This is a genomic window from Clostridioides sp. ES-S-0001-03 (assembly GCF_020676075.1).
GTDB lineage: Bacteria > Bacillota > Clostridia > Peptostreptococcales > Peptostreptococcaceae > Clostridioides.
The window spans coordinates 73,683-86,473 of the sequence record NZ_JACVWJ010000001.1 but is presented as its reverse complement, the minus strand read 5'-3'; the positions used below and the strand labels follow the sequence as shown (position 1 = coordinate 86,473).

Below are 12,791 nucleotides of genomic sequence, written 5' to 3'. Positions count from 1 at the left end.
AATAATTAGATTAATATTTACAAATTATAATCTAAAGGAGAGATATCATACCATGAAGATACTACTAAACAAAAATTTTAGCATTAAAAACTTTTCATCTGCTTGGATTATAGTACTTGGTTGCATGTTGATACAAGCTATACCATTTAGTATTGTAGCAAGTATACAGCCTCAGTTTATAAGTTATGTTGTAGAAGGAGAAGGTTTTAGATTAGCATCTTTTTCTCTAATATTTACTTTTGGTACTATTGCTTCAGCAATTGCTTCACCATTTATAGGTAAATTATTTTCCAAGGTCAATGTTAAGATATTATATTTATTAGGCTGTATAATTTCTAGCATTGGTTTTGCTACATTTTCTATATGTACTGAACTATGGCAATTTTATACAGTATCATGCATCGTACAAATTGGAGCTACAATTATATCTGCGATAGGAATACCAATTTTAATAAGTGCTTGGTTTGATGAAAAAAGTAAAGGAAAAGCTATGGGCTTTGCTTTTGCTGGTGGCTCTATTGGTAGTATATTTCTACAACAACTTGTAGTTCGTTCATTAGCATCTCAAGGATATAGCCGTTCTTATCTAACATTTGGAATTGTAGCACTAATAGTTGGTATACCTGTGACATTATTTATGCTTAAAATGCCTAAAGATACTAATGAGAAAATAAACTCTAAAATAAAAAATGATGAAACACCTAATAAAATATCCCCTTCAGTATGGGGTTATACGTTAAAAGAGGCTAAAAAGAATAAATATTTTTGGATTATGACAATTGGATTTGCTTTTGTAGGTATATATGTTTCATCATTATCTGTACAATATCCGACCTACCTTAGAAATTATATAAATCCAATTTTAATAGGAACAGTAGGTTCCACTTTTGCATTATTTGCTCTTATTGGTAATTTATTTGGAGGATTATTGTTTGATAAATTTGGTCAAATAAAACCACTGATTATATCTTTTATATTTGTACTTATAGCTACTTTATCATTACTATTTGTCGATAAATCTTCTAATCTTGCATTTGTATTTGCTATTTTAAAGGGTCTTTCTGTATTTGCTTATATGATAGGACCTGCTTATTTAACTGGTGCTTTTTTTGGTCAAAAGGAGTTTGGCAGTATTTTTGGCATTGTTCAGTTAATTTTTGCAATTGGATTTGCACTTGGTTCAACATTATTTGGATTACTCGTTGATAATTTTGGCTATAAATTCTCTTGGTCTATTATAATTTTATCAGTTATAGTCGCCTATGCTTTACTTATCACAGCTTCTATGGGAATGACAAAGTTAAATAAGAAAAGGTTAGATAAATTGGCACAATAATTAATTCTTAATCCCTATAAAAATTATACAAAAAAGATGGAGACTCTAATAACAACTAGAACTCCATCTTTTTATTAATTATATTATAATATAGCTAACTTTCTTTTATTTTTAACAGTATTATCTATATCCTCATCTTTAACTATAGTAAATGCTTTTGTTGGACATACATTTACACATGCTGGTCCTTCTGGTGAATCTATGCAAAAATCACATTTGTTTGCTGTCATTCTTTCTCTAAAGCAAAGCTTTCCTTTGTCTATATCTTTTAGTGTAACTATATCTATTGCTCCTATAGGACATGCCAGCATACAAGTCTTACATCCTATACAATTTTCTTCATTTATTTTTATTGTATTACCCACCCTAACTATACCACCATTTGGACAGGCCTTTGCACAAGGAGCATCCTCACAATGTCTACATTGTATTGGAGCACTAACTTCCTTTGTTTTTATGACAGAAAGTTTTGGATTAAAGTTTATCTCGTCTGGACTTTTGTAAAAAATATCTTCATCTGAATGTGCAACCACACATCCTATCATACAAGTTCTACATCCTATGCACTTATCAGGGTCTGCTATAACAAAATAATTCATTACTTAGCCACTTCCTTTCCTATACAGTATGTAGTGTGTAATAAATGATGAGATTTTTCTCCTAATGGCTCCACTAGATATTCATCATATAATTTTTTAATGTCAGAATTTTCATGAGATTTTCTAATTGCCAAGTGTTCATCATGCACATATGTTGCTTTTGTTCTATTTTCATAGGCTAATTCTTTATATTCTTCTAGTAAAATTTTTGGCTGACCTCCACCACTTACACATCCAACAGGACAAGTCATAACCTCTATAAAATCTATATCCAACTTTCCTTTTTCTAAATCTTCAAGTACTGGTATTACATTTTGCAGTCCACTTACTACACCAACTCTTAAGTCTAAATCTCCTACCTTAATAGTTGATTTTCTAAAACCACTTTCTCCTCGTACTTGTTTTACTTCTACATTAGGTATGCTTTCTCCAGTTATAAGCTCATAACCTGTTCTTATAGCTGCTTCCATAACTCCACCAGTAACACCAAATATAGTTCCAGCTCCACTGTAACTACCTAAAGGGCTGTCAAACTTTTCTTCTCTTAAATTTTTAAAATCAATTCCCATGTCTTTTATTAGGTAAGCTAGTTCTCTAGTAGTTAACACTACATCTACATCTCTATATCCACTAGAATCCATCTCTTCTCTATCACATTCATACTTTTTACATGTGCATGGCATTATAGAAACACTAAATATTTTAGATACATCCACATTATTTATTTCTGCGCCATATGTCTTAAATATTGCGCCACCCATCTGTTGAGGTGATTTACAAGAAGACAAGTGATTAGTTAACTTAGGATAATTTTTTTCCATAAATTTAACCCAAGCTGGACAACAAGATGTAAACATTGGAAGAGTTCCACCTTCTGTAACCCTCTTAATTAACTCACTACCTTCTTCCATTATAGTTAAATCAGCTGCGAAATTAGTATCATAAACTCTATCAAATTTTAATGCTCTAAGCGCTGCTGCCATTTTTCCAGCACCTAAATATCCTAGATAGTATCCAAAATCCTCTCCCAAAGCTACTCTAACTGCTGGTGCACATTGAACCATAGTAAATACATCTGGGTCACTTAAAGCTTTTTTTACCCTATCTACATCGCATACATTATGTGCTGCGAATATAGGTTCATTTATTGATTCTGGTATTTTTCGTTCTTGTTTTTTATCTTTCAAAAACTCAAATCCTTCATCTATAACTGAAGCATACGATTTACAAGTTTGAACACATTGACCACACATAACACATCTATCTAGGTTTATCTCTTGTGGTTTTCCTTCTTCCCCCTCAATAGCATTTACTGGACATACCTTTGAACATTCTCTGCATCCAGTACATAAATCTTTATCTATATTTATTATCATAAACGTCACCCCTTTATCCTTTATTTATTTGTCAACAATAAACTAAGTGCAGCTTGTCTATTCTTAGCTTTTTTGTCATCTATTGGAGTAACAAGTTTTAATGCATCTTGAGGACATGCGCTTATACAAGCTATTTTTTCATTGTCTTTACATAAATCGCACTTATACGCTATTTTTTTATTTTCTTCCAAAATTACTTGTTCTACTTCTTTACCATCTTTATATTGTGGAAGTAAATCTATAGCTCCAAAAGGACATGCTAGGAGACAAGTTTTACACCCTATACACTTTTCTTCATTAACAAACATGACATTGTTCTCTTTGTTTATAGCTTTTTGTGGACATGAATTTAGACAAGGAGCATCTTCGCAATGTCTACATTGTATTGGCATACAGAAAGTATCACCTTTTACTAAATAGAGTCTAGGTATAACTGGTATGTCAACTGTCCCAACCGTATATCCTACATTATTATGTTGGTTATGCATTGTAAAACAAGCTACTTCACAAGATCTGCAACCTGTACATTTACTTGGGTCTGCTATTACAAAAGAGCCTATTTTATTATTCATATTATCCCACCTTTCAATTTGTATATTTCTAAGTCCCTAGTTATTTTTATTATATATATTTATATATTTTAGTGTTTTTTCAATACTTATATTTCGCTTGCATTTTTTACACAAATTATATTTATTGGCATATACTTTGTCAGTATCATCAATTACTACTCCACACACTTCACATCTTGAATATTTTTTTTCTTCTTTATTAGCATACATACGCTTCAGTCTCACTTTTTGATAACTCTCTGTGAATTTGCATAGATATTCATTCGTCTTCCTCTTACAAATCCAATAAGAGTTATATTTAATTTTTTAGAAAGCTCTATTGATAAATTAGTTGGTGCTGATTTTGATATTACAATAGGAATTTGAGTCATAGCTGCCTTTAGTATCATCTCTAAAGATATTCTCCCACTTACAACTACAGTTTTATCTTTTAGTGATATTTCATTTAAAACACAAAACCCTATTGCTTTATCCATTGCGTTATGCCTTGCTACATCTTCACAGGTCACTATTTTTTTATCATTATCAAATATGGATACACTATGTACTCCACCTGTATTTTTAAATAATTCTGACGAATTTAAGTTTTTATCCATTATACTGTAAATCGCATCATAATTTATTTTTATATTACTCTCTACAGGAGCACAACTTATATAGTCTAGTGAGTTTAAAAATATAATTTGTTCCTCTTCATCCTTATGTCTCTCTTGAATAGTTACTTTTGTAACACGTTCCTTATCATTTATTTCTATATCTAATATGTCTTTTTTATTTTCTATATATCCCTTTGTTCTCAAAAAACCAACTACAAGCTCTTTTAAATTATATGGTGTACATAAAAATGTATTTATGTATTTATCATTTAAAATAAAGCTAAGTGGATATTCTGCAATTATTTCTTCATATTCATTTGATAAATCATGTTCATTTATTTTGCTTATTTCTAATTTAAAAGAATTCATGTATTCATAATCTACTAAACTATAACTGTTTTCAAAAACTTCACCTTTACTATTTTCTTGGGACTTAGTTTTTGAGTATATATTCTCCATAAGATATTTGCCCTTCCGCTTTTTATAAATCTTTAATCTAATAACTACTAAACATTTGTGGCAGTCATTTTATCTTTAAGACTTTGATATTCTTCTCTTACACATTTCTCTGCTAACTCTTGGTCATCAAGTTTTTCAAGTTTAACAGCACAATATTTGTATTCTGGTGTTTTAGATATAGGGTCTAAGTTTGCTATTGTAAGCTCATTACAAGCTCCAACCCACCACTGATAAGTCATATATGTTGCTCCTTCTTTAACTCTGTCAGTTACTGTTGCTCTTGTTATTACACTTCCTCTTCTTGAACTAATTCTAACTAGTTCATCATCTTCAATTCCTAATCTATCTGCATCATTACAATTTATTTGAACACGACCTGGCTCATCTTCTAATGAACTAAGTGTTCTACAGTTACCAGTCATAGTTCTTACTGAATAGTGACCAACTTCTCTCACAGTACATAAACTAAATGGATACTCATCATCTTCAACTTCCATAGGAGGTCTCCATTCTGCAGCAAATAAATTACCTCTTCCATTAGGAGTAGAGAATTTTTGTCCTTCATATAGATACATAGTTCCTTTGTCTTCCATACTTTCACTCTTACAAGGCCATTGAACAGAACCTTGAGCCTCTATTTTTTCATAAGTAGCGCCTAAGAAATTTGGACATAATGCTCTTAGTTCATCCCATATTTCTCTAGTATTTTTGTAGTTCATAGGATATCCCATTGCTGTAGAAATTTCACTTATAATTTGCCAGTCTGGTTTTACATCTCCTTGTGGCTCTATAGCTTTTCTCATCAATTGGAATCCTCTATCTGCACATGTATATACTCCATCATGTTCGCCCCAAGAAGTAGCTGGAAGTATAACATCAGCATGAAGTGCTGTCTTATTCATAAATATATCTTGAACAACAACAAACTCTAACTCATCTAAAGCCTCTCTAACTTCTGATGCATCTGGGTCACTTTGTACTGGGTCTTCCCCAAATATATAATAAGCTTTAAGCTTCTTCTCTTTTAACACTAAATTTGGAACTTGAGTTAAACTATATCCATTATTAGGAGATAACTTTACTCCCCAAGCATTTTCAAATTTTTCTCTTATCTTATCATCAGTTACATTTTGATAACCAGGATATACATTAGGAAGAGCCCCCATATCACAAGCTCCTTGAACATTATTTTGTCCACGTACAGGTCCTATTCCAACGCTTTCTCTACCAAAATTACCTGTAAGTAGAGCAATTGATGCAAGCCCTTTAACTACATCAACAGCTTGACCAAATTGGCAGACACCCATTCCATAAAGTATCATTGCCTTCTTACCTTTTGCATATTCTCTCATAGCTCTTCTTATAAGTTCTTCTGGAATTCCTGTCAGCTTCTCAGCATATTTAGCTGTATATGGTTTAACAATTTCTTTGTACTCATCAAATCCTTGTGTATGGTTTTGAACAAAGTCTTTATTGTAAAGACCTTCTTCTATTAAAACGTTTCCAAAAGCATTTACTAAAACCATATTTGTTCCACCCTTTATAGGTAGATGTATATCAGCAATTCTTGCAGACTCAGTTAATCTAGGGTCAGTAACAATTAACTTAGCTCCATTTTTCTTAGCTTTAATTATTCTATTTGCAACTATTGGATGTGAATCTGCTCCATTATATCCAAATATGAATAAAACATCTGCGTTTTCTATTTCTGGTATAGAATTAGACATTGCACCACTACCTAATGAGTAAGCCAGACCGGCTACAGATGGTGCATGTCAGACACGAGCACAATGGTCAACATTATTAGTTCCTATTGTAGCTCTCATAAATTTTTGCATTATATAATTTGCTTCATTACCAGGCCCTCTTGCAGAGCCTGTTCCCATAATAGAATCAGGACCATATTTTTCTTTAATTTCGTTTAATCTTGAAGCTGTATAACTTATAGCTTCATCCCATTCAACCTCTTCTAACACACCTTGTTTTCTTATCATTGGTTTTTTTAGCCTAGGTGTTAAAATTTTAGGGTCATTTAGAAAATCCCATCCATAACGACCTTTTAAACATAAACTTCCTTGATTTGTTCTACCATCAGCTGGCTCCGCTTTTAATATCTTGTTATCTTTTACTACTAGATATAATTGGCATCCAGCTCCACAGTATGGACAAACTGTTAAAATTTTCTTCTCCATACATTTCCCCCCTTAGATTTATCCCCTGATGAGTAAAATTTACCTTAAAGATAATAAAGTACTTTTATAATATGCAAAATTTACAAATATTTTGCAATATTATCTATTAAATTCAACAATTTTCTCACAATTCCTTTTAAATTTTAAAAAAAATATGTCATAACAATCCTTATATTTTAATCGCCTAATTAAAATATTATAGTTCTTATGACATATTTTTTACTATATGCTTATTTAGATTTATCTAATTTTCACTTAAAATGGCATTTCTACCAATTCTATTTTTCATTCTATAGTGAGTGATTACAGTAAAGATACCACTTCCAATCAGAATCAAATAGTACATAAATCCACCATATAAAAATACTGCATAACCCATTAGAGGTTGAGGAAATACTGATTTAAATATAGTGAAAAATGCTAATTCATTAGCTCCTACATTACCAGGTGTTGGTATTGGAGATATTGCCATATATAAAAAAGCTTGTAGTGTTAATATATAAATATAACTATAACCTTGTAAATTAAATGCTTTATATATCCAAAATGATACACTAAAGTAAGCACTTAATTGAATAAAAGTCACTATAATAGTTAAAATCAATACTTTTTTATTTTTAGCAAAAAAACTTATTGCTTTACTATAATCATCTATAAAATTTTCTATAGAGTCTACTTTACTCTCTAGGAATCTTAAAAACTTAAATTTTGATAAATATTTTACTGAAACTCTCATAAAATATTTTATTTTTTGAGGATTTAAAATAACTAAAATTATCATAATTAAAACAAATGAATTAATTGCTATTCCTAGAAACACTAAGGGCATGATTACTTTCATTTGTTTTTCTAGCATAGCTAGATTCATTAATACTAATATTGTGCAATAAACAGTAACTACTATTTGAAAAATAATAGACTTATTTGTAACAACTGCACTTGCTTTACTAAGTGGCATTTTGCATTTTTTAAGTACATATATTTGTACTGGTTGGCTTCCTGAAGCAAATGGAGTTATTAGATTATAATAAAATCCCATAATGGCTAGCTTGAAACCAATAAATCTAATATTGACTTTGTGAGTACTTTCTATAATTATCTTCATTACTAATCCTTCAAGCATTATGTGAGACATTATTGCCAAAGCCCCTACAAATAAAAACTTTTTATCTACCATAGTTATAACATTTGATAACATCTTAATATCTAATGTTTTAAATACCAAGTAAATTGTTATACCTATTAATAAAAATAAAAATGTATACTGTAGTAGACTCTTTCTAATATTTTTTAGTTTATCCATTAGAAAAACCATCCTTTGCTCAAGATTTATATTAAACACCATATTATTAGTATACACTACTAATATTAATATTTTATAACAAAATACCTTACAATTTTGTAATTTACAAAAAATATTAATCTATAAATTAAATTTTAATATATAGATTAATATTTTACAAACATTTTGTAGATATATAATGTATTTGCACTGAGTAATACTTTATTATATCCACTTATATCCTATCCCCCATACAGTCTCTATTGTATAAATATCATAAGATTTCAACTTGCTTCGTATATTTTTTATGTGTTCTGTAATAACACTTATATCACTTTCTCCATCAAATCCATATATATGCTCATATATTCTTTCTTTTGAAAAGACTTGTCCCTTATTTTTTGCTAGAAATTCACATATTAGGTACTCACTCTTAGTAAAATTTATCTTATTATTATCAACAGAAATTTCTTTTCCCAAAAAATTAAATTGAACATTTGATATAGTTAATGAATTTTTTTTCTCTCTATTTTCTCTTCTCAAATGAGCATTTATTCTGGCTCTTAACTCACCTACACCAAAAGGCTTTGTAATATAATCATCTGCCCCTATACCAAGACCATACATAACATCACTTTCCATATTTTTAGCTGTCAAAAACAATATTGGACAATCAACCTTATTTCTTATAATTTTACATACTTCAAAACCATCCATTTTGGGCATCATTACATCTAATATTATTAGATTAAAAGGATTATAATCAATATCAAAAATGTTTTCTACATCACTAATTACCTTTACTTCATGCCCATCTCTTTTTAATATATTTTCAATTAACTTTAACATATCTAATTCATCATCTACTACTAGTATCTTAGACATACTAACACCTCCATTACATATTTAATGACACCTTAATTTATATATTTAGTTATATCTTTATAAATTTATATAAAATCTCATACTATTATATTATAACTTAAAGCAATTAATTAATATTTTATAGTAGAATCATTTTAACACTTCAAACATAAAAAATTTATATTTTAAACACTTAATATTTATTTTACATAGATTCCTTTAAATAGCAAAATTTATTTATTAATTTAATATTGTAATATTCTGGATATATAATAAAATCAATAATAAGAAAACTTTTTATAAATATATAAATAGGTCTTTAAATCGGAGGAAAATATTATGGATAAAAATATCAAAACAAGTAATTATAATGTCCCATTTGATTATGCACGAAAAAAACTCAAAGAATTGGACCCTCATACAATTAGTAATTTAAGTAATATTGACTTTAATAGTGATTCAAGCAAATTTACTATTGATTTTTTTGATAGACAGTATATAGTTGATTATCCGAGTGGAGAAGTTTGGAATAGTAATGGAAGTCTCTGTAAAAATTTCGAACTTAAGATTCTAATGCTTAGGTATTTGTGTAATTCTAAAGGTATACCTCTTACAAATAAATATATAACTTTTAAAGAAGTTCCTGGAGGCAATGTCTATTATCCTAACTTTCTAAATAGAACTCTAGCAAGACTTTCAGAAATCTTTACATCTAAAATAGATAAATATAAACTGGTCATGGAGAATATTGGAGCTGAAAAAGTAAAGATGGGTGACCTAGCTTATAAGTTTACATACATAGGTAATACTTCTATGATATTTATACTTTGGTTTGGAGATGATGAATTTCCACCAAATTCAAATATATTATTTGACTCTAATATAATTTATTATTTTAATGCAGAAGACTTAGCAGTTGTTCCTGACACAGCTATAGATGCAATTTTGAATAAAGTAAATCAATTATAAACATTGATACTATTGTAGTAGAATTCTTGATAAATTTAGTCAGAATCTAATATGAAATGGAATTAAGAAATGAACGTAGAAAATCAATATTTATCAGATAAGGTAAGCCAAGTACACTAGCTACAACACACTACTATGAGATATTAGAAAATCTAGAAAAAAGATAATGTTATTATACACAAATAAGTATAGCTTCTTTGTATTTTTTAAAGCTGCTATACTTATTTAAAATGATGTTACATAAAACATGTTAAACTGGCTGGTCTAACCGATTTAAATATTATTGTTTACTCTTTCCAATTTGTAACACAATCTCATAATTTAACTTACTTCTCCTTAGGTCAACTCCAGATATACTTTTTATCATCCCACAGTCTAACATGTCTTCAAAGACCTTTCTAGATATGCCAAGCTTCTCACGTAATAACGTGGATACCTTTAATTGACATGGATACTTACTTGCAATACGAATTTGTGTAGAGTCATCAATACAAATATCTTGACCTACTATTTTATATTCTGGGATGCCAACTTTCGCCCCATTTCTATGTAAAAACTCAACATTCATAGCATATTGTTTAACAAGATTATAATCATTCGTATAAAATTGTTCTAATATCTCTGGATTTAAGTTTTTTGGATTAATACGAGAATATATGGTTGAATTCCATGTTGAATCACAATTTGAGCATTTATATATTAACCAAATATCTAAATACTTATGTTGGGCATTCACTCTAAATAAATCTGAACAAATGTATTCAGTCTTTTTCCCACATTTTTTACAGTACCTAATTACTGGCAATTGGGATTTATACTCAATCTCCCAAGTAATTTTTTGCATAAATACATTTTCCTTTCTATAATATTGCTAAAATAGAAAGTCGTGAAAAGGTGGAATATAATCAAGCATTTTTTTCAAAACAGTACCTCCTAATTTTTAATAAATTTAAATTTCAATTACACACTTATATAATAAATTATTTTCTCTTAATATCGACACTACTGCTGAATTTTCTTATTATATAAGCTTCTGAAATTAATTAAATTATAGCATCCACTAAAAAAAAACTATACCTTAAACATTTTTAACAAAAGAAAATAAGCCAGTATAGTTATAGAACTATACTGGCTTACATTTAAATATCTTTTCTTTTTTCTTGTAATATAATTCTTTGAATACTCTTCAAAGACAGATAATATTTTTCTGATAAATACTGCAAATCATGACCAACTTGATAATCTTCATAAATTTGCATATTTCTAATTGTTAAATCTTCACGAGTAGATGTATTACTTCCCCATTCTCTTTTATTGTTTGATTTTCTGGGAATATAAATACATTCTCCATCCACATATTCTTGTATCAATTCAAGTAATTCTTCTGGTAATATATGTATTGCTTTTTTATAGCTCATTTTGCTCTCCTATTAAACAGTAATTTTTTATTAGGAATAGCAAAGGGCTATCTGTATATTAAATTTTATAGTTGCAATAGCCCTTGCTATGCAAAAATAAAGATTAAATCAAGCATAAAGTCTCACCCCTCCTTATATCACAGCGATACATATAAGTCTATCAATAGCACAAATAGTTGTCAATCAACATAATTTCTTTATTTTTTATTTATATTTGTAGTTTATTATATATCAAATTAGAATTGTTAATTAAAAGAAACTTTTACATTGATGGGTTTATTACTGAACATGGAACTCCAACTATACATTTTCCACAGATATCACATCCACCTATATAAGAATATTTTTTCTCATTTATCATACACATTTCATAACACTTATTTCTATCAAACCCATCTTCTTTTAAAGCTTCTTTCACACATTTACTTACACACTTTTTACAACTATTATTCTGTTTATACAAGCAGTATTCCTTTTCTGGTCTTTTAGTTGGTTCTAACTTTAAGCTTGTGATTATACTTCCTATCCTTCCACAACATCCTTTTTCTGTAATAAGCATATTGTTTAGACCAAAAGTTCCAAGACCTGCTATGAATGCTACATGTCTTTGTGACCAATCACTAATCAATTTATCATTATCAAAATTATATGACCCAGGAATAGCATAGGAGTCAAATCCCATGTTGCCTAGCTCTTCACATAAAAAATTATTTAAATCGGAAATCAATTTATTAGTTTCTATATAAGCTCTTGCCCAACTTTCTGAACATTCGAGCCCTCCAATATTACTATTATTTATGTTTTTATCAAAGGGTATAAAATATGTAATTATAGTCTTACCATCTTTTAAAAAATCTTTTGGCATAGCATGAGATGTTCCTACAATATTTTTTAACTGATAAAACATTTCATCTTCAGCAGAAGCATAGGCAAATAAAAGCTCTTGCCACTTTTGAGTCACATCATTTGAATTATAATAATCTTTTACAAAGTTATTCATTAATTTTTCAATTCTATTTTTCATAATATCCCCCCAAAAAAGTATCTCTTTCTAATTTAATACTATTATTTTATATTATATAATAGTATGCTATATTCTGCTCATCAATTAATATAAAAAAGCTTCTA

13 protein-coding genes are annotated in these 12,791 nt (G+C 29.0%); 2 read left to right on the top strand and 11 right to left on the bottom strand.

Features of this window, described 5'->3' with window-relative positions; all coding sequences use genetic code 11:
- Positions 1 to 52 precede the first annotated feature (52 nt).
- Complete coding sequence (locus IC174_RS00380) at positions 53 to 1,336, top strand: conjugated bile salt MFS transporter (protein WP_227481838.1); 1,284 nt, start codon at positions 53 to 55, stop codon at positions 1,334 to 1,336.
- Positions 1,337 to 1,419: 83 nt separating this feature from the next.
- On the opposite strand, the gene IC174_RS00375 is transcribed toward IC174_RS00380, so the two are convergent.
- The 8 genes from IC174_RS00375 to IC174_RS00340 form a co-directional block, all read right to left on the bottom strand.
- Entirely contained in the window at positions 1,420 to 1,935 is a 516-nt protein-coding gene (locus tag IC174_RS00375) for a 4Fe-4S dicluster domain-containing protein (protein WP_227435736.1), read from the bottom strand.
- Entirely contained in the window at positions 1,935 to 3,311 is a 1,377-nt protein-coding gene (locus IC174_RS00370) for a [FeFe] hydrogenase, group A (RefSeq protein ID WP_227481837.1), read from the bottom strand. The genes IC174_RS00375 and IC174_RS00370 overlap by 1 nt, the downstream gene beginning before the upstream one ends.
- 20 nt (positions 3,312 to 3,331) lie before the next feature.
- On the bottom strand, positions 3,332 to 3,883 hold the full coding sequence (locus tag IC174_RS00365) for a 4Fe-4S dicluster domain-containing protein (RefSeq protein WP_227435731.1): 552 nt from the start codon (positions 3,881 to 3,883) through the stop codon (positions 3,332 to 3,334).
- A 36-nt stretch (positions 3,884 to 3,919) separates the two neighbouring features.
- A complete protein-coding gene (locus IC174_RS00360; protein WP_227435728.1) occupies positions 3,920 to 4,093 on the bottom strand; it encodes a hypothetical protein in 174 nt (57 codons plus the stop codon).
- Between the two features lie 11 nt (positions 4,094 to 4,104).
- A complete protein-coding gene (gene fdhD / locus IC174_RS00355) occupies positions 4,105 to 4,938 on the bottom strand; it encodes a formate dehydrogenase accessory sulfurtransferase FdhD (RefSeq protein WP_227435717.1) in 834 nt (277 codons plus the stop codon).
- A 47-nt stretch (positions 4,939 to 4,985) separates the two neighbouring features.
- The gene (fdhF, locus tag IC174_RS00350) at positions 4,986 to 7,130 is read right to left on the bottom strand and encodes a formate dehydrogenase subunit alpha (RefSeq protein WP_227481836.1); all 2,145 of its coding nucleotides are present in this window, start codon (positions 7,128 to 7,130) and stop codon (positions 4,986 to 4,988) included.
- 244 nt (positions 7,131 to 7,374) lie between these two features.
- A complete protein-coding gene (locus tag IC174_RS00345; protein WP_227435711.1) occupies positions 7,375 to 8,433 on the bottom strand; it encodes a lysylphosphatidylglycerol synthase transmembrane domain-containing protein in 1,059 nt (352 codons plus the stop codon).
- A gap of 204 nt (positions 8,434 to 8,637) precedes the next feature.
- On the bottom strand, positions 8,638 to 9,297 hold the full coding sequence (locus tag IC174_RS00340; RefSeq protein ID WP_227481835.1) for a response regulator transcription factor: 660 nt from the start codon (positions 9,295 to 9,297) through the stop codon (positions 8,638 to 8,640).
- 318 nt (positions 9,298 to 9,615) lie between these two features.
- On the opposite strand from IC174_RS00340, the gene IC174_RS00335 reads away from it, so the two are divergent.
- Positions 9,616 to 10,245, top strand: a complete 630-nt coding sequence (locus tag IC174_RS00335; protein ID WP_227481834.1) for a DUF3786 domain-containing protein — start codon at positions 9,616 to 9,618, stop codon at positions 10,243 to 10,245.
- 280 nt (positions 10,246 to 10,525) lie between these two features.
- Here IC174_RS00335 and IC174_RS00330 read toward each other — a convergent pair whose 3' ends face one another.
- The 3 genes from IC174_RS00330 to IC174_RS00320 form a co-directional block, all read right to left on the bottom strand.
- The gene (locus tag IC174_RS00330) at positions 10,526 to 11,089 is read right to left on the bottom strand and encodes a DUF1062 domain-containing protein (RefSeq protein ID WP_227435703.1); all 564 of its coding nucleotides are present in this window, start codon (positions 11,087 to 11,089) and stop codon (positions 10,526 to 10,528) included.
- A gap of 295 nt (positions 11,090 to 11,384) precedes the next feature.
- On the bottom strand, positions 11,385 to 11,663 hold the full coding sequence (locus IC174_RS00325; RefSeq protein ID WP_227435701.1) for a CD3324 family protein: 279 nt from the start codon (positions 11,661 to 11,663) through the stop codon (positions 11,385 to 11,387).
- 262 nt (positions 11,664 to 11,925) lie between these two features.
- On the bottom strand, positions 11,926 to 12,687 hold the full coding sequence (locus tag IC174_RS00320) for an epoxyqueuosine reductase (RefSeq protein WP_227481833.1): 762 nt from the start codon (positions 12,685 to 12,687) through the stop codon (positions 11,926 to 11,928).
- Positions 12,688 to 12,791: the final 104 nt, after the last annotated feature.

Bases quoted from the DNA above. Each gene is read 5' to 3' on its own strand.
- IC174_RS00335 (WP_227481834.1), top strand. From the start codon at position 9,616: ATGGATAAAAATATCAAAACAAGTAATTATAATGTCCCATTTGATTAT.
- IC174_RS00330 (WP_227435703.1), bottom strand. From the start codon at position 11,089: ATGCAAAAAATTACTTGGGAGATTGAGTATAAATCCCAATTGCCAGTA.
- IC174_RS00380 (WP_227481838.1), top strand. From the start codon at position 53: ATGAAGATACTACTAAACAAAAATTTTAGCATTAAAAACTTTTCATCT.
- IC174_RS00320 (WP_227481833.1), bottom strand. From the start codon at position 12,687: ATGAAAAATAGAATTGAAAAATTAATGAATAACTTTGTAAAAGATTAT.
- IC174_RS00340 (WP_227481835.1), bottom strand. From the start codon at position 9,297: ATGTCTAAGATACTAGTAGTAGATGATGAATTAGATATGTTAAAGTTA.
- IC174_RS00360 (WP_227435728.1), bottom strand. From the start codon at position 4,093: ATGTATGCTAATAAAGAAGAAAAAAAATATTCAAGATGTGAAGTGTGT.
- IC174_RS00370 (WP_227481837.1), bottom strand. From the start codon at position 3,311: ATGATAATAAATATAGATAAAGATTTATGTACTGGATGCAGAGAATGT.
- IC174_RS00375 (WP_227435736.1), bottom strand. From the start codon at position 1,935: ATGAATTATTTTGTTATAGCAGACCCTGATAAGTGCATAGGATGTAGA.
- IC174_RS00365 (WP_227435731.1), bottom strand. From the start codon at position 3,883: ATGAATAATAAAATAGGCTCTTTTGTAATAGCAGACCCAAGTAAATGT.
- fdhD (WP_227435717.1), bottom strand. From the start codon at position 4,938: ATGGAGAATATATACTCAAAAACTAAGTCCCAAGAAAATAGTAAAGGT.
- IC174_RS00325 (WP_227435701.1), bottom strand. From the start codon at position 11,663: ATGAGCTATAAAAAAGCAATACATATATTACCAGAAGAATTACTTGAA.
- IC174_RS00345 (WP_227435711.1), bottom strand. From the start codon at position 8,433: ATGGATAAACTAAAAAATATTAGAAAGAGTCTACTACAGTATACATTT.